A 24726-nucleotide genomic window follows, 5' to 3' on the forward strand; every position below is an offset into this window, starting at 1 on the left:
TACAGTATAAATGAAAAATTTACTAACTAAACCAAAAAAATCATGAAACAGAAACACTCTTACTTAGGTATATTATTTTTGATAATGTGCCTAATTACTGTTCCAAATAATTTATTTGCCCAGGCAAAAAACACGGTGTCTGGAAAAGTATTAGACGAAACCGGACAATCAATTCCGGGAGCAAATGTATCTTTAAAAGACACGGGAAAAAATACGATAACAGATGAAAACGGACGTTATGTTTTTACGGATGTTATTGCCGGAAATTATGTTGTAGAAGCAACAAATGTAGGTTACAAAACATATAGTAAAGAAATTTCGGTAAAAGAAGGAGAATCTGTAGTGGCAGATTTACTTTTAGAAACCGAATCTCAAAGCTTGAAAGAAGTGGTAGTAACAGGTTCATCTGCCCCAAGATCAAAACTAGAATCGAGCGTTGCCATTACGACAATGGGAGCAAAAGCAATCGAAGACAGAGCGCCGTCAAGTACAGCGGCTTTATTGCAGACAATTCCGGGATTTGTGGTTGAAGCATCTGGAGGAGAAATTGGAAATAACCTTTTTGCAAGAGGTATTCCTTCTGCGGGAGCTTATGAATATGTACAGATTCAGGAAGACGGATTACCGGTTTTTGAAGATGGTGCATTACAATTTGCCAATGCCGATACCTTTTACAGACTTGACGAAACGGTAAGCAAAATGGAAGCTGTTCGTGGAGGTTCTGCCTCAATTTTTGCAAACAATGCTCCTGGGGGAATTATCAACTTTATTTCGAAAACAGGTCAAAATGATTTTCAGGGAAGAGCAAAATTCACAACTTCAGATTACGGAATGTTTAGAACTGACCTTAATTTATCAGGAGCTTTAATTCAGGATAAATTATTTTTTAATGTCGGAGGATTTTACAGAGCTGACAATGGTGTAAGAAACACTGGTTTTACAGCTAATAAAGGCGGGCAAATAAAAGGAAACATCACGTATAAATTTGATGACAACGATTATTTAAGAGTTAACTTCAAACATCTTGATGACAGAAACACATTTTATTTACCAATTCCTTTAAAAAGCAATAACGGAAAAATTGAAGGTATCGACGGATTTAATCCAAATTACGGAACATTGACTTCAGTAAATTTCAGTCATTTAAATGTTCCTCAATATGGAGGCGGAACTTTTAGCGCAGATTTAGAAGATGGTTCTCACCCAGTTATCAACTCAATTGGAGCTGAATTCAAGAAGAAAATTTCAGATAAAGTAACTTTCAAAAATGCCTTCAAACAAACGAGCATCGATTTGAATTATAATGCTATTTTCCCTAATGGCGGGCCTTGGACACAAGATGCTTATGCAACAAGCGTTCAAAATACAACGGCTAGTAATTTGACTTATAGTTATGTAGATAACGGAGCTACTCTTGATCCAAATGCTTTAATTATGAGAGCTGACCTTTGGCACATTGAAAAGAAAATGAACAATTTTGCGAATAATTTCTCTTTTTCTTTTGATTTAGATCCTGTGAAATTAACAGCTGGTTACTACTATTCTAACTGGAAATCAAATCAATATTGGAACTGGAATTCCTATTTAGTAGGCGTTTCAGATAATCCAAGATTATTAAACGTAAAAGATAATACAACCGGAGTTGATCATACCTGGAATGGTGTGGAAAGAATTACTTGGTTAGAAAGAGATGCGCAGACAAAAGGTCTTTTGAATGATATTTATGCTGACGCAGAAATTAAAGCGACAGATAATTTGACTTTCAATGCAGGTTTAAGATACAATAAAGACAAATATTCCGGATACAGAGACAACGCCAGATTTTTCTCTGAAAACTTAGGAATTCTGGACAATAATACGGCCGATGATGCAGTAACAACTGTAAAAGGAAACCCTTATACATACTGGAGATATGATGTAAGCGAATGGTCGTATACTGCCGCTGGAAACTACAAATTCAACGACAATATGGCTTCATACGTTCGTTACAGCCACGGTTTTAGATCTCCAATTGAAGAATCATTTTATGATAATGCAGCCGATTTAAGCAAACTGGAAAATACAGAAGTAAATCAGTTTGAATTGGGTTATAAATATTCAAGTTCTTTCTTCTCTGTAAATGCGAATTTATTCCACATGAATTTGAAAAACGTTGCTTTCACTGATATTTTATCTGATGGATCTTCAGAAAATAAATTTGCCGACGTAAACAACATTGGTCTTGAAGTAGAAACTAATGCGAGATATGAATTCGTAAAACTGAACTTTACATTTACCGTTCAAAAACCAGAGTACGATAACTTTACAGGAACAAATGCCGACGGTTCTACTTTTGATTTCAACGGAAATACAGCAAGAAGAATCCCTAAATTTTTCTGTAACCTAAGACCAGAAGTTGATATTACTAAAGATTTTACAGCTTACGTTCAGTTCTCTTACTACGATAAAAAATTCACGAATCAGGATAACAAACAAGTTTTACCGGCTTATAAAGAAGTTGGAGCAGGTTTAAATTACACGTATAAAAATCTTCGTTTTGCAGTCGATGCATCGAATTTATTCAACGAAATTGGTTTAACAGAAGGAGATCCAAGACAAACTACATCTGCAGCAAGCGACGTGTTTATGGCAAGACCTATTTTAGGACGCGCGTTTAGATTTTCAGTAGCAATTAATTTCTAAATTTATATATATGGTATCGTAGAGACGCACAGCAGTGCGTCTCCGCACAGTAACCACAACGAATAGACAAAAAACAGAAAATGAAAAACATAGGAATTAAAATCTCACTTTACCTCAATTATTTTGTCTTCGCTATTTTATTAAACAGCGTAGGAATTGTGATTTTAAAATCACAGAGAAATTACGGAGTCGATGAAGTTCAGGCGAGTATTTTAGAGGCTTTTAAAGACATGCCAATTGCTATTGTATCCTTTTTTATAGCCTCTTTTTTGCCCCGAATAGGCTATAGAAAAGCGATGTTAATAGGGTTGGGTTTGGTCACTTTAGCCTGTATTTCTATGTATTTTGGAAATTCATTTGACAATGCTAAAATCCTTTTTGCAACCGTTGGAGTTTCCTTTGCTTTGATAAAAGTTTCCGTTTATTCCTTGATAGGAACCGTAACCGAAACAAAAAAAGAACACAACGCTTTAATGAGCAGTATAGAAGGTTTTTTTATGGTAGGAATTGCGCTGGCCTACTTTTTATTTCCGGCTTTTAATAATGAAAACGATCCCAATTCATGGCTAAATGTATATTGGTTATTGGCAGGATTGTCATTTTTATCGTTTCTGTTTCTGTTTTTTGTAAAGTTTGAAGAAACTGAAGCCGCAGGAGTAAATCTAAAAGACGATTTTTTGCAGATGTTCAAATTAATGGCAAAACTCCTGACCGTAATTTTTGTTATCAGCGTTTTTTTATTTGTCATGATCGAGCAGGGAATACTTTCCTGGCTGCCAACATTTAACACAAAAGTGCTTCATCTACCCGAAAATATAAGTATTATGATGGCCAGTATTCTCGCAGTTTCATTGGCCGTTGGAAGAATTATTGCCGGCATAGTCACCAAAAAAGTAAACTGGATTTGGGTATTGAGTGTTTGTATTATTTCGGCTATGTTGTTGGTAACTTTTGTGCTTCCAAAAACCGTTGGACTCGAAGTAAAAAATATCAATACACTTTCAGATATTCCATTAATAGGTTTTGCTTTTCCTCTTATCGGGTTATTTATAGCACCAATTTATCCGCTGTTAAATTCAATCGTATTAAGCGCATTGCCTAAAAATCTGCAAAGTTCAATGACCGGATTAATTGTTATTTTTTCTGCACTTGGCGGAACATTAGGTTCCCGAATAACAGGCTGGCTTTTTAAAAATGAAGGACCGCAAAATGCCTTTTATTTCACACTAATTCCAATGTCATTGTTATTGATCTCCTTTTTTATTCTTAAAAAAATAACTGCAAAAGATGAAATTTAAATTACATATAGCCCAAACCATCGAAAAATTATTGGCTCAGGAAGATACTGACGGCGATAAAAAAATTACGATTGATGACAACGGTCCAAAGAAGTTTTTATTGAATGATGAAAACGGAAATTCAGCAGTGATTGAAGGGACTTATCAGCTTTCAAACCTGTTGCAGGAACTGGCTTTGGCTAAGAAAAACAATACTGAATCTGCCACAATAGATTTAAATGAAATCACTGAAGATCCTGTAAAAAGAATTTCAAGAAAAATAAAAGACCTGTATTGGAATGGTCTTACCCGAACAATTGATGCCATTGGTGTAAAGAAAATTCTGGAAGACGATAAAATCGAAAATGAATTGGCTTATTTATATGTGCCTTTTGGCGACGAAATTGTTTTTGATTATTTCAAGAAATTAGAAGCTGCGACGCCAAAATTAAAAGTGGTGCAACTGCCTAAAAATATTACTCCGGAATATGTTTTATCGCTGAATAAAAAACCGGGAATTCTGGCTTTGGCACTCCAAATAAAAAATAATGAAATTTCGGGAGTTCCGTTTGTCGTTCCTGGCGGAAGATTCAACGAAATGTATGGCTGGGACAGTTATTTTATTGCCAAAGGGCTTTTGATTGATGATAAAATTGATCTTGCTTTGGGCATTGCCGAGAACTTTAAATATCAAATAGATCATTACGGAAAAATTCTAAATGCAAACCGAAGTTATTATTTAACCCGCACGCAGCCACCGCTTTATACGTCGCTTATTATGGATGTTATTGAAAAGTCAAATCCTGATATTTTTTGGATTGAAAGACATTTAAAAACAGCCATAAAAGAATATTTAACGGTTTGGATGGAAGAAGGAAAAAGGCTTACAGCAAATGGTTTAAACCGTTATAAAGCAGAAGGAATTGGGCTTCCGTTTGAAGTTGAAGAAGGGCATTTTGATGATATTCTGGAGCAATATGCACCAAAGTACAATCTCTCAACCCGTGAATTCGAAAAGAAATATCTTGAAAGAGAAATCGTCGATCCTGAACTAGATAAGTATTTTACACACGATAGAAGTATGCGCGAAAGCGGTCACGATACAACACATCGACTGGTTGGAGTCTGCGCTAATTTAAATACGGTTGCGATTAATAGTTTGCTTTATAAATATGAAACGGATATTGCTTTTTTGATTAAGAAATATTTTAAAAATGAATTTCAATATTTTGAAGATAAATCTTTTTCAAGCGATTATTGGCTGTTAAAAGCGTCTTCGAGAAAAGAAAAAATAAACAAATTGTTATGGAATCCTGAAAACGGAATTTATTTTGATTATGATTTTGTAAACGAAAAACAGCATGCTTTTGACGCTGCGACCACTTTTTATCCGCTTTGGGCAAAAATAAGCACACAGGAACAAGCCGATATTTTGGTTAAAAAAACGCTTCCAAAGTTTAAAATGAAAGGCGGAATTGCCGGAAGTACGAAAGAATCAATTGCAGGTTTTGATGATAATTCGCCAACAAGACAATGGGATTATCCGTTTGGCTGGGCGCCGCATCAAATGTTTTTGTGGGAAGGCCTGCTGAATTATAATTTTAGCGAAGAAGCGCAGGAAATGGTCTATCGCTGGCTTTGGCTGATTACGAGAAATGCGGTTGATTATAACGGAACGATTCCGGAGAAGTTTGATTTATCGATAAATTCCCATAAAATTTTTGCAGAATACGGAAACGTAGGAACCGAATTTAATTATATAACGGAAGAGGGTTTTGGATGGATGAACGCTTCATATCAATTTGGTTTAACCATTTTAGAAGATGATTTAAAACAAAAATTATCGGATTTAGTTGATCCCGATGATTTGTTTTCATAAGCCTTCTCCCGAAGCCCAATGTCATTAAGTTAAGCTTTTAGAAAATAAAATTATTGCAAATCAAATCCGTGTTTATCCGCGTCCCAATTAGACGCTGATTTTACTGATTCGCTAAAGCGAAAACGCTGATAAAAACTGATTTTTCTAATGACTTTCTTAATTAAACTGTTAAGTAATTTTATAGATTTCCTCTTAACTTAATGACATTGCCCGAAGCCTCGGGATCGCTCAGGATGACACACAGTTTTATAATAACGCTTTTCAGGCTGGGCGAAGTCGTTTACTGCATGTAAAAAAATATAGCCACAGATTTAAAAGATTTTCACAGATTTAATCCTTGAAATCCTTTAATCTTTGACTATTATCTTTCGACTTCGCTCAGGATAACACTCAGTTCTATAATAACGTTTGTCAGGCTGAGCGAAGTCGAAGCCCTTTTAGATGATACCGCAAAAGACAAACCCGACAGGTTTTTATCCTGAGGATTTGGGACTGTCGGGTTTACTATATGTAGTTTTTTGCCACGAATTACACAAATTTTCACTAATTAATTATGATGAATAATTTGTGGAAATTTGTGTAATTCGTGGCAAACAAAAATCCTTCTAATCCGTTTAATCTGTGGCAAAGAACTATACTTTTCTTCCCATTAAATTCTCCCCAAAAGTTCTCAGAATATCCTTCTTTTCAGCATTAATGTCCATTTTTTCCAAAGTATCAAAAGCCTTAAAAGTGTACATTTCAATGGCTTTCTGAGTGGCGCCTGAAGCCCCTGATTCATTAAAAATAGCTTTTGCAGTTTCTATTTTTTCTGAATTATCTTCTAACTGTAAACTGAATAATTTCTGTAATTCTGAAGCTTTTTCAGGAGTTGAAAATTCTAAAGCTTTTAAATATAAATAGGTCTTTTTGTTTTCGATAATATCACCGCCAACTTGTTTTCCAAAAGTTTCAGGATCTCCAAAGGCATCTAAATAATCATCCTGTAATTGAAAAGCCAGGCCTAAATTTAATCCAAAATCATAGATTAAATCTCCTTCTTTCTCCGAAGTTTTGGCAACAATTGCGCCCATTTTCATTGCAGCAGCAACCAAAACAGCGGTTTTATATTCAATCATTTTCAGATATTCAGGAATCGTAACATCTTTGCGTGTTTCAAAATCAACATCCCACTGCTGTCCTTCGCAGACTTCAAGAGCCGTTTTGCTGAAAAGTTTTGCTAAGTCTCTAAAAACTGCCGGTTCGTATTGTTCAAAATATTGGTAAGCCAGGATCAGCATTGTATCGCCAGAAAGAATTCCCGTGTTTAAATTCCATTTTTCATGAACCGTAATTTGTCCTCTTCGCAAAGGCGCATCATCCATAATGTCATCATGAACAAGTGAAAAATTATGAAAAACTTCAACCGCCATTGCTGCCGGAAGTGCCGCTTTATAATCAGTATTAAAAACTTCTGCGGCCATTAAAGTAAGTACCGGACGCATACGTTTTCCGCCAAGTTCTAAAATGTATTCAATTGGTTCGTAAAGATTTGCAGGTTCTTTATGTATGTTTTGTTTATTTAAATATTCAATAAAAAAATCCTGGTATTGACTAATATCGTGCATAAAATGAAATTCTGATTTATGAGGCTCAAAGATACGATTCATAATGAATTATTTCTTTCTTAAAATTAAAAGATAGTTTCCATCTGAAACTGCCATTAAATCAATTAATTCTTAATAAGTTAAAATTATTTCGAAAAAAACTTGGAAACTTTTTTGGTGTTTAGAGTTTCCTTTTTATATTTGCGCCATCAAACGGAAACTTAGAACACTGAAAAAGTTTCCAAAAGAGAGTTTGAATAATTTATAAACTCATTAAAATTAGATATTTATGAAAACAACATGGACACTAGATTCTACTCAATCAGATGTTTTAATAAAAATGAGACATTCAATAATTGCTTATTTAGGAGGAACAACAAATAAATTTGACGGTTATGTGAATATTGAAGATAATGAAATTGAAGATGCATCGGTTGAATTTTCATTGGATATTAATAATAAAAAGGAAAGTTTTCAGCAAATCGATACGAATTTACAGCTTCAGGATTTCTTTGATGTAGACGAACATCCAATTATTAGTTTTAAATCGACTTCGTTTCAAAAGATAAACAACAATATCAATTTCTTCAAAGGCGATTTAACGATAAAAGATGTTACAAGAGTTGTAGAACTTGATGCAGAATTTATTGGTGTTAATACTTATAACGGAGAAAAAAAGGTAGCTTTTGAAATTAAAGGAGATATTAAACGCCAGGATTTTGGTCTGGATTATAATTCTTTTCAGCATAACGGAGGTTTGGCTCTTGGAAAAGATATTAAGCTGATCGCTAATCTGGAATTTAGTATATAAATCTTACTTAATGAATAATTTAATGTAAAATTATTACAAATACAACGGAAGCTATTTTTCGGACTTTAGTTTCCTGTTTATATTTGTAATGCAATTGGAAAAATTAAAATGAAAGAGAAAATTATATCAAAAGCAAGTGAGTTGTTTTTAAAACTTGGTTTTAAGAGTGTTACAATGGATGACATTGCCGGTGAAATGTGTATTTCAAAAAAAACGATCTATAAATATTTTTGTAATAAAGAAGTTTTGATCGAAGAGAGCACCTCGGCAGTTCACAGACAAGTACACGAAGTTATCGATACCATTGTTGCTAAAAATTACAATGCAATTCATGAGAATTTTGAAATTAGAGAAATGTTTCGCGATATGTTTAAAAACAGCACAGACACATCTCCTTTATACCAATTAAAAAAGCATTACCCTGAAATTTATCAAAATGTAATGACTCACGAAATAGATCAGTGCAACCATTATTTTAGAGATAATATTTTAAAAGGCATTCGAGAAGATTTATATCGACCAGACATAAATATAGATATATATGTGAAATTTTATTACACTTTGATTTTTCACATTAATGAAACGACCGTATCTGAAAGAGAAGCGCAAAAAATAGAATTAGAAGCTTTGGAATATCATACCAGAGCAATGGCAACACAAAAAGGTATAATTGAACTAGAAAAACAACTTAAAAATATCAAAGAATAATCATCAATCTATAAATAATATTTAATTACATATGAAACGAATAGTTCTTATATTTTTGTGCACAATTGGTCTGTCGGCCAACGCACAAGTAACTACCCTAACCTTAAAAGATGCGATTAACTACGCGCTTCAAAATAAAGCCGATGCTAAAAAAGCAAAACTTGAGGTTGAAAACAGCGAATACAAAATTCAGGAAGTACGTTCAAGAGCGTTACCACAAATTTCTGCAAACGGAAATTTAACCTATAATCCCGTAATTCAAACAACAGTAATTGATGGAGCAGGATTTGGTGCGCCTGGAACTACAATTCAGGCAGCATTTGGTCAAAAATGGACATCGACTGCAGGAGTTTCTTTAACTCAGGCAATCTTCGATCAATCTGTTTTTACAGGATTAAGAGCGGCAAAATCTACTCGTGAGTTTTATCAAATAAACGATCAGTTAACAGAAGAACAAGTTATTGAAAGAGTCGCAAATAACTACTATTCTGTTTATGTACAAAAAGAAAGATTGATTTTGTTAGACAGTAACTACGTAAACACAACAAAAGTTCGTGATATCGTAAAAGGACAGTTTGATAACGGTTTAGCTAAAAAAATTGATTTAGATCGTATTGTTGTAAAAATGTCAAATATTGACACGGAACGCCAGCAGATTAAAAACCAGATTACTTTGCAGGAAAATGCTTTAAAGTTTTATATGGGAATGCCTATTGAAACTGTAATCGATATGCCAAAAGAAGAATTTGAAGTTGTTCCTGCTGCATTAACAGAACAGCCAAATGTTGAAAACAGAACAGAATATCTGCTTTTGAAAAAACAAGAAGAGCTTTTAGTGTATAATAAGAAAGCAGTTGAAGCCGCATATTATCCTACACTTTCATTAACTGCAGGCTACAATTATATTGGTCAGGGGCCTGAATTTCCTTGGTTTGCAAAACCTGAAAAAGGAGTTTATTGGTCAGATTACTCTGCAATTGGATTAAATTTACACGTACCAATCTTTACAGGTTTTGGAACTCGTGCCAAAGTAAGACAAGCAGATGTTCAAATCAGATCACTTCAGGAAGATATGAAGGATACTAAACTTTCTCTTGATTTAGACTACAGAAATGCAATGGCTCAAATTGAGAATAATCTTGTAACGATCGAAAATCAAAAAGAAAATATGCGTTTGGCAACTGAAATTCTTAGTAATACAAGAAACAATTACCTTCAGGGGCTAGCATCTTTAACCGATTTATTAGATGCCGAAAATGCATCACTTGAAGCTCAAAATAATTATACAAGAGCAGTTTTAAATTATAAAATTGCCGAAATATCTCTAATCAAATCAAAAGGCGAACTTAAATCTCTTATTAAATAACTAATTACAATGAAGAAAACTATTATAACAATCGCAATCATAATCGCAGCACTAGGTGTGATGGGATATGTCTTAAATAATAATAAGAAAGAAAATAAAGCAAAAACAGATATCGTTGCTGAAAAAAATGCAGCAGTTTCTGTAAAAATATCTACAGTAAAAACAGAAGAAGTTTCATTAGATTTCGTTGCAAACGGAAACTTTCAGCCAATTCAGGAGTTGACTTTTTCTGCAGAAAAATCTGGAAAAGTTATCAGTGTTTTAGCTAAAGAAGGTGACTACGTAAGAGTAGGTCAGACATTATTAACAATGAGAGGTGATGTTATTAATGTAAGTGCAAAACAAGCTCAGGCAGCTTATCAAAATGCAAAATCTGATTACAGCAGATACGAAAATGCTTTTAAAACAGGGGGTGTTACTAAACAGCAGTTAGACCAGGCAAAATTAGCTTTGACAAATGCAGAATCTGAATTGAAACAAGCAAATATCAATGTAGGAGATACTAAAGTAAAAGCTCCAATTAATGGATTCATTAACAAAAAATATATTGAGCCGGGATCTATTTTAACAGGAATGCCGGCAACAGCATTGTTTGATATTGTAAATGTTTCTAAACTAAAATTAGTAGTTACAGTAAACGAAAATCAAGTTGCAAGTTTAAAAGTAGGAAACCATATTAATGTAACGGCTAGTGTTTATCCTGATAAATCTTTTTCTGGAAAAATTACTTTTATTGCCGCAAAAGCTGATGAGTCTTTAAATTTTCCGGTTGAAATCGAAATCACAAACAACTCAAACAACGACCTAAAAGCGGGTATGTACGGAACTGCAAACTTTGCATCAAATCAGCAAAAACAAAACTTAATGGTTGTACCTAGAAATGCATTCGTAGGAAGTGTAAGCAGTAATGAAATCTTTGTTGTTGAAAATGGCGTTGCAAAATTAAGAAAAGTTACAGCAGGAAGAATTTTGGGTGATAGAGTAGAGATTATCAAAGGATTATCTGATGGAGAAAAGGTAATCGTTACAGGTCAGATTAACTTACAAGACGGAAATACAGTAGAAATTATTAAATAAGCTTTAAGCTGTAGGCAATAAACTTTTTAAAAAGCCTAAAGCTTACAGCTCCTAGCCTTAAATAAAATAATGAATTAAACCTTAAAGCTTAAAGCCTACAGCCTAAAGCCTATAGCATTAAAAAAATATGAAATTAGCCGAAATATCCATAAAACGTCCGTCGTTAGTAATTGTATTGTTTACAATTCTGACACTTGGTGGATTGTTCAGCTACAGCCAACTAGGCTATGAGCTGATCCCGAAATTTGAACAAAACGTTATTACAATCTCTACTGTTTATCCCGGAGCATCTCCGAGTGAGGTAGAAAATACTGTAACCAAGAAAATTGAAGATGCGATCGCATCTTTAGAAAATGTCAAGAAAATTGATTCGAAATCGTACGAAAGTTTATCGATCGTTTCGATTACATTGACCTCGAATGCAAAAGTCGATTTTTCTTTAAATGATGCACAGCGTAAAATCAATGCAATTATTAGTGATTTGCCAGAAGATGTTAAAACACCGGCATTAACTAAATTCTCGCTGAGTGATTTACCAATTATGACAATTGGTGCCAACGGAAAAATGGATGAAGCAGCATTTTATGATTTAATTGATAAAAAAATTGCGCCAATTTTATCTCGTGTACAAGGTGTGGCTCAGGTAAATATTATTGGTGGTTCTGAACGTGAAATCCAAGTAAATCTAGATGCCGTAAAAATGCAGGGGTATGGATTATCTATTCCGCAGGTACAGCAAAATATTTTGAGTTCAAACTTAGATTTCCCAACAGGAAACATTCAGACCCGTGATCAAAAAATATTAATTCGTTTAGCGGGTAAATATAAAAGTGTTGACGAATTAAGAAACTTAGTAGTTTCGTCTCAAAACGGAATTCAAATTCGTTTAAGTGATATTGCTGATGTTCAGGACACACAGAAAATTGCTGAAAAAATATCGCGCGTAGATCAAAAAAGTGCAATTGTTTTACAAATCGTTAAACAATCTGATGCAAATGCGGTAGCGGTAAGCGAGCAATTATTAAAAACAATTGCAACTTTAGAAAATGATTATAAAGTAAATCAGTTAAAATTAGCGGTAGCAAAAGATAGTACAATCTTTACGCTTGAAGCGGCAGATTCTGTAGTACACGATTTATTGATCGCGGTAATTCTGGTAGCATTTGTAATGTTGTTTTTCCTGCACAGTATCAGAAACTCATTGATCGTAATGGTTTCGATTCCGGCATCGTTAATTGCGACTTTTATCGGAATTTATTTAATGGGATATACCTTAAACTTAATGAGTTTATTAGGATTATCTCTGGTTGTAGGTATTCTGGTCGATGATGCGATTGTGGTTTTGGAGAATATTTATCGACATATGGAAATGGGTAAAAGCAGAATCCGTGCGTCTTATGATGGTACAGCAGAAATTGGAGGTACAGTAACTTCGATTACTTTAGTAATTGTTGTAGTATTCCTGCCAATCGCAATGAGTTCTGGATTAGTTTCTGATATTATTACGCAATTCTGTGTTACGGTTATTATTTCTACGATGCTGTCACTTTTGGCTTCCTTTACAATTATTCCTTGGTTGTCATCTCGTTTCGGGAAATTGGAGCATATTGAAGGAAAGAATTTATTTGGAAGAATTATTCTTGGTTTCGAAAATTATTTAACTCGTTTTACAGACTGGGTTTCTCATTTATTGACTTGGTGTTTAGACCATTATATTAAAACTTTTATTGTTGTAATTATATTGTTTTTTGCTTCAACAGTTGGATTAATGGCTGGAGGTTTCATTGGAGGGGAGTTTTTCGCATCTTCAGATAGTGGGGAGTTCTTAGTTCAGATAGAAATGCCAAAAGATGCTTCGTTAGAGCAGACAAACTTTATGACTCAAAAAGCAGAAGCTTATTTGAAATCTCAAGAATACGTTCACAGTCAAATTACAACTGTAGGACAAACCAGTGAAGGTTTTGGAGCATCGCAGGCAACAGCTTATAAAGCAGAGATTGACGTAAAAATGATCGAACAAGAAGATCGTACAGATGATGCGAATGTTTATGCAGCAAAAATTAAACGTAAACTTGAAAAAGTATTAGTTGGAGCAAAAGTAAAAACAGTTCCTGTAGGTATTTTAGGAACTGCAGAAGATGCTACATTAGGATTAATCGTAACAGGTCCTTCAACAGAAAGTGCTATGGCATTTGCTAAATTAGCAGAAGCAGAATTACGTACAATTCCTGGAACAACAGAGATTAAATTAACTGTTGAAGACGGAAACCCTGAGATTAACGTAAAAGTAGACCGTGATAAAATGGCTGCTTTAGGATTAACACTCCAAACAGTTGGTTTAACAATGCAGACTGCTTTTAGTGGAAATACAGATGGTAAATACAGAGCTGGTGAATACGAATACGATATCAACATTAGATATAATGCATTTGATAGAAAAAGTATTGCAGACGTAAGTAATTTGATTTTTATTAATGCAACAGGGCAGCAAATTAAATTGTCTCAATTTGCAGATATTACAGAAGGTTCCGGACCTAGCCAGTTAGAGCGAAGAGACAAATCGGCTTCGGTAACTGTAAAAGGACAAAACGTTGGGGTTCCGTCAGGAACAATCGTTCAGCAATGGCAGGCAAAATTAGATAAACTGAAAAAACCAGCCGGAGTAAACTACATTTGGGGTGGTGACCAGGAGAATCAATCTGAAGGATTTGGTACTTTAGGAATTGCTTTACTTGCCGCTATTATTTTGGTTTACCTTGTAATGGTGAGTTTGTATGACAGTTTCGTTCACCCGTTTGTAGTATTGTTTGCAATTCCACTTTCGTTTATTGGTGCGATGACAGCATTAGCTTTGACTAATAACTCATTGAACATCTTTACCATCTTAGGTATTATCATGTTGATTGGTCTGGTGTGTAAGAATGCGATCATGCTTGTCGATTATACGAACCAAAGAAGAGCGGCAGGAGAGTCAATCAGAACGGCATTAATTCAGGCAAACCACGCTCGTTTACGTCCGATCTTGATGACTACAATTGCGATGGTTTTCGGTATGTTCCCAATTGCATTAGCATCTGGAGCTGGAGCTGAATGGAAAAACGGATTGGCTTGGGTAATTATTGGAGGATTAATTTCTTCTTTATTCCTAACCTTGATTGTGGTTCCTGTTATATATAACATCATGGAGAAAATTATTCATAAATTCTCTAAAGGAGAAAAAATCGATTACGAAGCTGAAATGCATGCAGATTATGTACATGCAGAATTAAGCGACGACGGTTTTAATCCTAAACATACCCATTAATTTTTGATTTAATTTTAGACGAAAAATCCCAGATTCCGAAAGGAGTTTGGGATTTTTTAATTTTATAATAATATAGAGAATCTATTCTTTAAGCCCAAAAAGGGATATATTTTTTATATTTTCTTGAATTACTTAAAGGATCATCATCTTTTATTAAACCTTCAGTTATTGTATCTTTTATAATTCTTGATGCTATTGCGGAATTTTGTTCTTCAATTTGGAAGCGTTCTCGTAGACTTTGATTAGTCATTATATCATTTGACACATAGCGTAAACAAGCATGTTGATAGCATGCTCTAACTTTATCTTTTTTATCTAAATGATTAAGTTCTTTATAGCTAAACATAGTAATTTTTGTTCTTTTTTCTGAAACTATGAAATCAACAGCAGGTAATTGAAACATTTCGTTATAGAATATTACTTTATCAATTCCACTTCCTTTCTCTTCACATATTCCAAATCTCCTTAAGATATCGGCTAATTTTTCATTTCGAGAAATATATTCGTCAATAAAACGTTGTGGAGTTATAAGTGGAAGACCTGGGTTTGAAATTTCAATTCGATCTGAAAATATTTCGATCATTGGAAATCCCTTTTCGTTAAAATCTTGATGAATAAGAGCATTTGCAACCAATTCTCTTATTGCAATTTCAGGATACATTTTTGTTTCTTTTCTAAAAGCTTTTCCTATTTCTTCGTTAGCAGGTAATTGTCCATTAATCCAGTCAATTAATCCGTCGAAACCAACTGCATATCCTCTTTTACCTATTTGCTCTCTTATTGTCTCAACTTTATTTTTTCCTTTATAAACGATTACTCTTACCGCCTTTCTGCCTATTTCATCAAATTCTTCGAGATTTTTAGCAAGCAAAATAGCTCCTAATTTTGTTATATCGTAAAGCTCTTTATTCTTTTTTATAAATTTTTCAGAAATAAATTTTTTTATTACACCTTCCTGAGTATTTGGGTATGGAAGCTTTAATAGTTCAAAATAAGTTTGGGAATTTAGTAAACTTATTATTTCAGAAGATGTAACATTTGCTTTAGCAACACGATTTTCTAAAGGCTTGTCTGGGGCTTTTCTCCAAATTTTGCCTTCTTTTTCAGGAAATTCACTTAGTTTTCTGGTATAACTGCCGATTCTAATATATGATATATGAAAAAAGTCTACTGGGCGGTTTTCGGCGCATGGAATTATAATCATGGCTATATTTATTCCATCTTCATATTCAAATTCGTGAAACCTAAAATCTATTTTCGGTGCTAATCGATTCATCAGCCAACTTTCTAATTCTTCACCGCCTTTTTTATGCGATTTTATTTTGAAAGTAGTTCCAACAACTTTATGAGTTTTATCTTCTATTCCAAAGATTAGATAACCAAAAGGGTGGTTATGTAAACAGGCACCATTCGATAGTGCAGAAATACGTTCGCCAATTTCCTCAGCCGAATGATAATTCAATTTGAATTCAACCCATTCACTTTCGTTGGGCTGTTTAATTAAGTCGTTTACTATATTTATTAACTTTTCTTGTTCCATAATCAAATAACCATCAAATAAGAAAGCCTTGATTTTACTGGCTTTCTGTGTAAAAATACACCTATTTGTCAAATAACTATCAAATAAGATTTTTATTTTGCCATGTTTTGTTGATAACTTTTTGTTTCTTTTTTCGAATTTATTTACGAATGTTTAAAGTAGTAAACATTTGTGTAATCATTTCAAATACAAATAATGATTAAAATAATCAATAATTGCCTTTCCTTCAAGCAGAACATCCGCACCAATAATGCCGTGAACCGGTTTTGCTTTATAAGATTGTAAAGCCTCATTTACATGTGAAAGATCAAAAATTACAATAGTGAAACCTTTATTTTTCCAACTCCCTAATTGTAAAATATTCTGTGAAGAAATCTGGGTTGACATTCCGGTTCCGCCGGCTCCGGAAGCTTTTGTTTTGGATTTTTTTGCAGATACTTCAAAACGTTCAATGCTTTCAAAACCAATGCAGGTGTTTGATGCGCCCGTATCTAAAATGAAACTTCCAGATACACCGTTAATTTTTGCTTTTATAGAAAGATGCTGTGTTTTAGTAACCTTGAATTTTATTTTTTTATATTTCTCTTTTTTGAGAACCTCGTGAAGATTTTCCATTTTCGATATTGATTGAAAACCAAAAATAAACCAATTACAATCAAAAAGCTAATCACATAATAAATATAATTTACAGATTTTTCTTCTGTAGAAATTGAACCGTAATACACAAATGAACTCCAGTAATAAGGAGATTTCTTCGCATTTGGAATCGATTTGTCGTTTAAATATTCCAATTTGGCATTTGAATTTGCTTCAAAATAAGAAACATCATTCTTGACATTTTTATAAAAATCAGACATAAAAACCGAAGTTGTAAAATCGTTTACTTTCCATAAAGAAAACAACAAATTCTGCGCGCCAGCAAACTGAAAACCTCTTGCAATGCTCATTGCACCTTCGGCTTTATACAATTTTCCAATTCCGGTTTCGCAGGCACTTAAAACAACTAAATCAGGATTTATATGCAGATTATACAATTCAGAATATAAGATTTCCTGATCGTAAAATTTAATGGTTGCCGGAGTTTCAATATCGCCTGATGAAGCGTGTGTACTCAAATGTAAAATGGAATAATTTGCAGCATCATTTTTAAAATTAGAAAAAATTGCATTCGAATTTTCTAAATATTTCCCTTTAAAATTATTCCGAATCGATTCTAATTCTTTCTTAGAATAACTCAATTCAAAAGTCGTTTTTTCGAAAACCGGAAAAACTCCCAAAACTGTTTTCTCTGATTTTGAAACAGTTTTTGAATTCAGATAAATATTGGCTGAGGTATTATAAGTAATCCTGAAATCGTTTAACAAATAATGCATTTTAGCAAAATTTGTTGTTTTTGATTCTTGTGTAATTAATGCTTCAAAAGGAAGGAAATTTAAAATTCCGTCAGGAACAATTATTAGATTTTGGTAAACCGAATTTTTTGGAAATTTCAATAAATCATAAACAACTTTTCCATATTTATTATAACCTGAAATATCATTTGTAATAGAATTTGCATCGTTGAAATAATCTACAAACTGCACAATTTTAGGAATTGCCAAATGATTGATCGAGATATAATTTAGTTGAATTGTGTTCTCTTGCAAAGTGAAATAATACAATTTTTCAGAACCCATAAAATAATAAACCATCATTGCTTTATCATTTTCTAATTTTGAAAATAAAGCTTTTAAATCACAATTTTCTGGAAGATAATCTTGATTTTCAGACTGAATTTTTTTCAGCGAAAGCATTGATTCATTTTGCTTTTTTATTAACTGATTTATTTTTGAAATATCAGCTAAATCAACTTTTTGCTGTTCTTTTAAAATAGCATTATTTAAGTTCTGAAGTTCTTGTAAAAGTTGCTTTTCTTTCACGGAAGCGTTTTTAATATTCGAACGATAACGTTGCAAAATGCCCGATTTTGTTCTTTCAGACAATTGAAAAGCTTCTTCCAGATATTGAATCTTTCTTTCCGTTTCATATAAATTACTATAAATCGAAATACATTTTTCAGTTCGATTACGAGATCGTAATTGAGATATGATTTTTGAGTTTTCATAAACCAATGAATTCATCAATAAATCTTCAATGTAAAAAGAAAGTTCAAAAGCTTTTAAAGCTTTTTTAGGCTGCTTTAGTTGTAGAATTTCTGCTTGCAAATCGATTGCGTCCATTAAAACAGTTTCGGCATACAATTGATTTTGATTTGGAAAAATATCTTTTGAATTATAATTCGGAATTAAAACTTTAAAAACAGCCGAAATCTGTTTTGTACTTTCATCATATTTTCTTTCATCAAAAAGTAATAAAGCTTTTTCATAATATAATTTTGCCAATTTTCGAGGTTGCTGATTTTTTGATTCTAAAAAGAGTTTTTCCGCTTTTTCTAAATAAGATTTCGCTTCTTTGAAATTATGCCCCTGGCGATTAAACGTGGCAAGACTTCTATAAGAATTTGATAAAGTTTCTAATTGTCCTTTCTCATTTTCCAGAGATTTTACGGCAGACTTAAATGCGTTTTCAGCTTTTTTATATGTTTCAGGAATCAATAAATTTCCTCCTGAACTTAGTAAATAATTATTTCCAAGATTATTCCATAAAAGACCTTTCTGAGAATTCGATAATTGCTCTGTTTTTAGAGTATTTTCTAAAACTTCAATTGCCAAAGAAATTTTCCCCGAACTCTGATAAACATTCGATAAATTCAAAATTGCAGCAAATTTTTGCTTTTGGGCGTCAGGATAATTTTTAGAAGTATTTACAATAAAAAAATATTGTTTAATAGTATTTTCGGCGCTGTCATAATCGCCCAAAACTGTATATAAATTCCCTAAAGGTTTTAAGCAGAATTCAATAATATCATAATTGCTGAGTTTCTGTTTTTGGTAAATCTGCCATGCTTTTTCATAACTCGAAATCGCATTTTGTGTCTGCCCAAACTGATTTTCATAATAGGCTTTATTACAGTTTAAAACCACAATTGCTAAAAATTCATCTTTGGTTTTAGGTTTTGGATTTCTCCAAAAATCAGCTTCGGTATTCGTTAAATTTTGTAACGCTTTCGCGGATGGATGAGCAGTAAAACTATCAACAGCATTATATATTTTATCTTCCTGATTCTGTCCAAAAACATTCAGATTTATGAAGAGGAAAATTAAACCATATAAGTGATATAAGTTCATATTAAATTTTATTCCACAGAGATACACAAAGATTTTTCGCAGAGATACACAAAGAATAAAAAATCTTAGCGTATCTCTGTGCATCCTTTGTGTATCTCTGTGAAACAAACTAAAACTTCCATATTCCATAAACCTGAAAGTAATTAAGATTCTGTTCAAAATTAATTACATAACGTGCACCCAAACTCGGTCCAATTCTGGCGAAACCTGCCGTTAAATCAAACAAAAGACCCGTTTTAAAATCGGTAAAAGAAGTTTTTATATTGTTGGTTTCTGTTTTTGTACCAATTAAAAAGTTCTCTTTATCGCCTTCATAAGTATCAATCGTTAAGTTCTGATTTTGTTCTTGCGAGACATTTATATTCGCCTGAATTCCGGCACCAATTCCGATGTAATTATTAATGTTGTACCGAATCAAAACAGGAATTTCCCAATTAATATTTTTATTTTCAGTTGCTGTAGTGGTACGTATCAATTGCCTTACTCCGTTTGCATTCGTATTTATTTGGTCGACAACCGTAACGGCACTATTATATTGATTTAAAGCATTTACCCATTCAACCTGCCAGTAAAAACGATACGATTTAAAAGGCGAAAGTGTCGCACCCACAAAATAACTTGTCGATTTATCTAAATCAGGATAAAAGTTGTAACCCGCTTTTACGCCAATCGAAATTCCCGGCAAAAATCTAGTAGTAGCATAATTGGTAATAATAGGTTCATTTTTGTCGAAAATAATAGAAGTTCGGCTTTTGGTTTTTACCTTATGAAAGTCTTCTCCAAACTTCATAGAATATTTTACAAAACCCTTTGTACTGTCTTTTTCGTGAACATTTTTTTGTTCCGTTCCCGGAAGATAAATATTCTTAAACGTAAATATAATCTGCTTTTGTTTGATAATCGTATCGAGACAGCTCACGGTTGGTTCTTCGCCTTTTGGGCAAATCGGACATTCTGGATACATGCTTTCGATCTGGAAAGTTTTCTTGTCAAACATATCCGGAACATCGGTTTCTAAACGAATTTTTCTTGCCGGACCTTCACCGTTATTTTGAAAACGGGTTTTGAAATTTACTCTTTTAAAACGGACTAATCTATAATTCATAAAACGTCCGTTAGACCCCATTTTATTAGGATCGTGCGACGTTACGATTTCCATTTCCAGATTTTTAATCTTATGGTTTTTATAACTTCGATTCGGAACAAAAATACCGCGCATCGTGACCGTTGCGCTCGTATCTTTTATCATTTCGGGAGTAGTTTTAAACGTATAAAAAACATTGCGTGTTTCTCCCGGATTTGCATCATCAAATTCTAAAACCGAAACATTATGATAGGTTTTATTGGCATCTAAAAGCGAAGCATCGAGATCTTCTTCGGTAGTTGTATTTCGGTATTTTTTAAGTTTGAAACTGTTTTCGGCGGAAGCCACATAATTATTTGAATCGTCAAGATCATTAACAGAAGCAACTAAATTTTCTTTTATTTCACGCTCGTTTGCATAGGTTCTAAAATCGCTTAATTCGAAATTATTATGTTTGAATTGTTTCTCATTATAAAATAAATAAAGCTTTCCGCTGGAAACATAATTCTCCAGATTTTGATAACTTACTACGACTACCATTTCCTGTTCCGGAATGGGATCGCAGTTTTTTAAAATCGCAAAACCATTTTGATCAGCAATAGAAGCAATGTCTTTGTAATTAGTATCTGTAATATCATTTACAGCCACTTTTTTCGGGCGCGTTGCAGGAGGTTTTCCGTTGTCGTAATTGTTTGTTACAGCAAGCCTTGTTGTATAAGTTCCTTTGTTTTTATAAACATGTTTTGGCTCAGCTTCTTTACTGTAATGTCCGTCGCCGAGTTCCCATAAATAAGAAAAACTAGGCTTTGGCGCGCCTGCAATTGGAATCAACGGCGGCGTTTCGGGTTTAAAAGAAACGGCATTTCCATTTTGGATAAAACCAATATTTGCTCTTCGGGTTATGGTGTCTTTTACTTTGGTTTGTCCTATTGAGAAAATTGAAAATAGAATAAAGAAAATAGACAGTTGTGGTTTCATAACTAGACAGTTTTTAGTCTTAAAATCATCAAAATCAATTTTAAAACAGGATTAAATGTAAAAAAAAGTGATGAGCAAATCATCACTTTCTCTTAAAAAAGCATTTATAAGTTACTGTATGGCATTAATTGCAGCAACTAGTTGAGCTTCGGTACCGACTGTTGTTTCGGCTAGTGTAAAGGTGTAAACGGCATTTGCAGTCGTAGTCACTCCTTTTATTGCATATCTCCAGTTACCATTGTCTTCTGTTGCAAAAATAATGTGGCACGCAAGACCAACTGGAATTTGTCCGTAATGTTCGCTAAACAATCCTTCGGCAGTATACGTATCCAATTTTGCAAGAGCATTTGTACCTTCTCCATCATAAGAAAGATATACAGCACTGTTTGTGTTATTGTATCCGTCTGGAACATCAACTAAAATAGTGGTTTTAGGTCTTGGATCGCTATAGAAACGGTCAACATTTGTCCATCCAAAGTTTCCAAAAGTTACATAGTAACTGTTTCCTTCGCCTTGAACGCCGCCTTTTCCGTCAGCACCTCTGGCATCTTTCCAGGCCAAATCACCATCTTCCTCAATTACACCAGTCCACAATGTCATGGCATTGTCATAACCGTCAGTCAGCGCAGTTGGAACCACTAAACTCAAATAACAAGAAGTTTGTAATTCAACACCGCCTTGTGTAGCTTTAATAAAGAATTCTCCGCCAGAAATTAAAAGGTTTTTCTTTCCGTCTGGTGTAATTCCCATTGTTGGTTTATTAGTAACCAGCATATTTCCTTTGTCAAAAAGTTCAATATATTCGATATTAACTTCTCCCGTTACAGCATTTCCGTTTTTAGTAAGACAGTTTCCGTTGATGTGTAATTTTACACCTTTTGCAGATGTTAGCGTTACCATACCATCTCCGGCTGTAATTGTAAAGTTTTGTGTATTTCTTTTTACTCCTTTTTCGCTGATGCTTTTAAAAGCTGCCGATGTTGGAGGCAGAATAACATTGCCGGTATCATCTCCATCGCTGGTGTCGCAGCTTACAAAAGAAACTAATAATAGAAATAAAAGTCCGATAGTTTTAAAATTTGTGTTCATAATTTCTAGTTTTTATAAATCTGACTTGATCGTCAAGTGGTTTTCAGATTCTGGTTATTAATTACAATCTTATATAAATTAGGGTTTGATATTGTTACCCCTGTTTTCAAAAAATATTTTTATAGTGTTTATATGCTTATATCAACTTGTGGTTTTGTTTGTTACCCCTGATTTTTATTTTTTTTCGATTTATGCCGAAAGACATTTGTCTTCAAAGAGATTTCCGTCTTCATCAACAGCTACGAGAATGTTTTGCTTCCGCGAAAGTGTAACAATTAAATAGATCCAGACAATTGACCAAAGTCCGAAAGTGAGACAGGTAAGAAATAAGTGCAGAAAATGTTTGATAACTTTTTTTTCCCGGCATAAAACAACATAGGGTAGTTTCTCGTTATGTTCTACGATTACAAAGCCATTACGGGTTTTGGCAGAGATCATTTTGTAAAATTGATCTAAAGTCTTGTCGCTGGTAAATTGATAAGTTTCCATTTTCTCTTAATTTTTAACTCTTTTAAAAGATTTTTGTTTCCTTATATCAACTGTAATTGTTAATTGTTACCCTTTTATTTGAAATTTATTTGAGATTCTTTTTTAACTTTATCTGATTAAAAGTTTTTTTATGAGTAAAACTAAAGTGCATCCTGACCAAAAGTATATTGACGGACTTGCTGCAAACGATTCGACAGTGATCCAATCTATATATAAAAAGTATGTTCCTAAAGTCGTAATGTTTATTATGAACAATTCTGGCGATAGAGACCATGCTCAGGACGTGATTCAGGAAGTATTGATTTTGCTCTTTAATCAGGCCAAAGCCAATTCGCTGCAGTTAACCTGCCCGTTTGATGCGTACTTTTTTCTTTTGTGTAAAAGAAAATGGCTCAATGAATTGAAAAAAACATCAAACAAAGGGGTAACAATTATCGAAGATGCAGTATCTATAAATGAATCTGCTCTTGAACTGATTGGACAAACCGAAGAATTTGATGAAAAACAACAGCTTTTTGACACCATGTTTCAAAAATTAGGAGACAAATGCAAAGAGTTATTAAAGCTGAGTTTTGAAATTAAATCGATGGAAGAAGTTGCCGAAAAACTAAATGTAACATATGGTTATGTTCGTAAAAAAAAGTCGCTTTGTGTTGGCCAGTTAACGCAGTGGATTCAGGAAGCAAAAAACTTTAATTCTTTAAAAAACAATTAGTCATGAACGAAGAACGCTACATATTATTTGATGAATATCTTCAAGGCGAATTAAAAATTGAGGCAAAAAATGATTTTGAAAAACAATTGTTAGAAGACCCTGAATTTGCTTCACAGTTTGAAACTTTTAAAAACATACAATTTCAGCTGAACAATAAATTTGGGTTTGAACAGGAAAGACAAGCGTTCAAAGATAACCTGAGTCAGATTGCAGAGAAACATTTTGATAATAAACCAAAAGTTATCGGTTTAAAACCTTGGTATTTGGCTGTTGCTGCTTCGGTTGCCGTTTTGTTCGGATTGTTCTTTTTTAATTACAACCAAAACCCGGTTTATGGAGATTACAATAATCCCGAACATGCTTCTTTTACTGAAAGATCAACTGCTGATGAAACTTTAAAACAGGCTGAAAAAGCATATAATCATAAAACATATAATAAAGCAATTCCGCTTTTTGAAACCATTTTGCAAAAGAATAAAACAGCAGAAATTCAATTTTTTTATGGAGTTTCACTTTTAGAAGAAAGCCATTATATAAAAGCCGAAGCTGTTTTTAATGAATTGAAAGCAGGAAATTCTGCCTATAAAGAAAAAGCTGTTTGGTATCTGGCTTTATCTAAATTAAAACAAAAAGATTACGAAGGCTGCAAAAAAATACTGGAAACCATTTCTGAAGATTACGAAGGTTACGATCAGGTTGAAGAACTTTTGCATCAATTGGATTAGTACTTCCACAAAGAAACACAAAGATTTTACACAGAGATTCGCAAAGTTTTAAAGCTTTGCGTTTTTTTGTTTTTAGAGACCTTTGTCAAAGGTTTTTTACGTCCTCTATGTCATCCTGAGCGAAGTCGAAGGACACACAAACAGCTCGACAAAGATTGTCGCATTTCTTTGCGGGACTTCTCCCGAAGC

At 33.4% G+C, this 24726-nt stretch carries 17 protein-coding genes; 10 read left to right on the plus strand and 7 right to left on the minus strand.

The features are described from left to right. Nucleotides 1-42 precede the first annotated feature (42 nt). The 3 genes from AABD74_RS06105 (at nucleotide 43) to AABD74_RS06115 (ending at nucleotide 5838) form a co-directional block, all read left to right on the plus strand. On the plus strand, nucleotides 43-2682 hold the full coding sequence (locus AABD74_RS06105; protein WP_406844982.1) for a TonB-dependent receptor: 2640 nt from the start codon (nucleotides 43-45) through the stop codon (nucleotides 2680-2682). An 80-nt stretch (nucleotides 2683-2762) separates the two neighbouring features. Then, nucleotides 2763-3980, plus strand: coding sequence for an MFS transporter (locus AABD74_RS06110; protein WP_406844983.1), 1218 nt, complete (start codon nucleotides 2763-2765; stop codon nucleotides 3978-3980). Further along, nucleotides 3970-5838 (plus strand): trehalase family glycosidase, encoded by a 1869-nt coding sequence (locus tag AABD74_RS06115; protein WP_406844984.1) that lies wholly within the window; start codon nucleotides 3970-3972, stop codon nucleotides 5836-5838. Before AABD74_RS06110 ends, AABD74_RS06115 begins: the two co-directional genes overlap by 11 nt. Before the next feature lie 632 nt (nucleotides 5839-6470). On the opposite strand, the gene AABD74_RS06120 is transcribed toward AABD74_RS06115, so the two are convergent. Next, nucleotides 6471-7445, minus strand: a complete 975-nt coding sequence (locus AABD74_RS06120) for a polyprenyl synthetase family protein (RefSeq protein WP_406845629.1) — start codon at nucleotides 7443-7445, stop codon at nucleotides 6471-6473. Between the two features lie 268 nt (nucleotides 7446-7713). On the opposite strand from AABD74_RS06120, the gene AABD74_RS06125 reads away from it, so the two are divergent. The 5 genes from AABD74_RS06125 to AABD74_RS06145 all read left to right on the plus strand — a co-directional run bounded on the left by AABD74_RS06125 (nucleotide 7714) and on the right by AABD74_RS06145 (nucleotide 14690). Further along, complete coding sequence (locus AABD74_RS06125) at nucleotides 7714-8235, plus strand: YceI family protein (protein WP_232677618.1); 522 nt, start codon at nucleotides 7714-7716, stop codon at nucleotides 8233-8235. 108 nt (nucleotides 8236-8343) lie between these two features. After that, the gene (locus AABD74_RS06130; protein ID WP_232677615.1) at nucleotides 8344-8943 is read left to right on the plus strand and encodes a TetR/AcrR family transcriptional regulator; all 600 of its coding nucleotides are present in this window, start codon (nucleotides 8344-8346) and stop codon (nucleotides 8941-8943) included. Nucleotides 8944-8974: 31 nt separating this feature from the next. Then, on the plus strand, nucleotides 8975-10309 hold the full coding sequence (locus tag AABD74_RS06135; protein WP_232677614.1) for a TolC family protein: 1335 nt from the start codon (nucleotides 8975-8977) through the stop codon (nucleotides 10307-10309). Between the two features lie 9 nt (nucleotides 10310-10318). After that, complete coding sequence (locus tag AABD74_RS06140) at nucleotides 10319-11386, plus strand: efflux RND transporter periplasmic adaptor subunit (protein ID WP_406844985.1); 1068 nt, start codon at nucleotides 10319-10321, stop codon at nucleotides 11384-11386. Nucleotides 11387-11513: 127 nt separating this feature from the next. Next, the gene (locus AABD74_RS06145) at nucleotides 11514-14690 is read left to right on the plus strand and encodes an efflux RND transporter permease subunit (RefSeq protein ID WP_232677612.1); all 3177 of its coding nucleotides are present in this window, start codon (nucleotides 11514-11516) and stop codon (nucleotides 14688-14690) included. 88 nt (nucleotides 14691-14778) lie between these two features. Here the strand turns inward: AABD74_RS06145 and AABD74_RS06150 are convergent, their stop codons facing one another. From AABD74_RS06150 to AABD74_RS06175, 6 genes are all read right to left on the minus strand, one after another. After that, nucleotides 14779-16230: an RNA-binding domain-containing protein gene (locus AABD74_RS06150; protein WP_406844986.1), complete on the minus strand. Its 1452-nt coding sequence runs from the start codon at nucleotides 16228-16230 to the stop codon at nucleotides 14779-14781. Between the two features lie 177 nt (nucleotides 16231-16407). Further along, the gene (locus AABD74_RS06155) at nucleotides 16408-16845 is read right to left on the minus strand and encodes a retropepsin-like aspartic protease (protein ID WP_406844987.1); all 438 of its coding nucleotides are present in this window, start codon (nucleotides 16843-16845) and stop codon (nucleotides 16408-16410) included. Next, nucleotides 16797-19457, minus strand: coding sequence for a CHAT domain-containing protein (locus tag AABD74_RS06160; RefSeq protein WP_406844988.1), 2661 nt, complete (start codon nucleotides 19455-19457; stop codon nucleotides 16797-16799). Before AABD74_RS06160 ends, AABD74_RS06155 begins: the two co-directional genes overlap by 49 nt. A 109-nt stretch (nucleotides 19458-19566) precedes the next feature. Further along, the gene (locus tag AABD74_RS06165; RefSeq protein ID WP_406844989.1) at nucleotides 19567-21519 is read right to left on the minus strand and encodes a PKD domain-containing protein; all 1953 of its coding nucleotides are present in this window, start codon (nucleotides 21517-21519) and stop codon (nucleotides 19567-19569) included. A gap of 111 nt (nucleotides 21520-21630) precedes the next feature. Then, nucleotides 21631-22608 carry a hypothetical protein gene (locus AABD74_RS06170; protein WP_406844990.1) on the minus strand — a complete coding sequence of 326 codons (978 nt, stop codon included), beginning with the start codon at nucleotides 22606-22608 and terminating at the stop codon, nucleotides 21631-21633. A 189-nt stretch (nucleotides 22609-22797) separates the two neighbouring features. Beyond that, nucleotides 22798-23097: a hypothetical protein gene (locus tag AABD74_RS06175; RefSeq protein ID WP_232677601.1), complete on the minus strand. Its 300-nt coding sequence runs from the start codon at nucleotides 23095-23097 to the stop codon at nucleotides 22798-22800. A gap of 130 nt (nucleotides 23098-23227) precedes the next feature. Between AABD74_RS06175 and AABD74_RS06180 the strand changes: the two genes are divergently transcribed. Both AABD74_RS06180 and AABD74_RS06185 read left to right on the plus strand, forming a co-directional pair. Beyond that, nucleotides 23228-23812 carry an RNA polymerase sigma factor gene (locus tag AABD74_RS06180; protein WP_232677599.1) on the plus strand — a complete coding sequence of 195 codons (585 nt, stop codon included), beginning with the start codon at nucleotides 23228-23230 and terminating at the stop codon, nucleotides 23810-23812. Between the two features lie 2 nt (nucleotides 23813-23814). After that, nucleotides 23815-24537, plus strand: a complete 723-nt coding sequence (locus tag AABD74_RS06185; protein ID WP_406844991.1) for a tetratricopeptide repeat protein — start codon at nucleotides 23815-23817, stop codon at nucleotides 24535-24537. Nucleotides 24538-24726 lie beyond the last annotated feature (189 nt).

Origin of the sequence: Flavobacterium soyae (assembly GCF_045348165.1) — a bacterium.
Taxonomy (GTDB): Bacteria; Bacteroidota; Bacteroidia; order Flavobacteriales; family Flavobacteriaceae; genus Flavobacterium; species Flavobacterium soyae.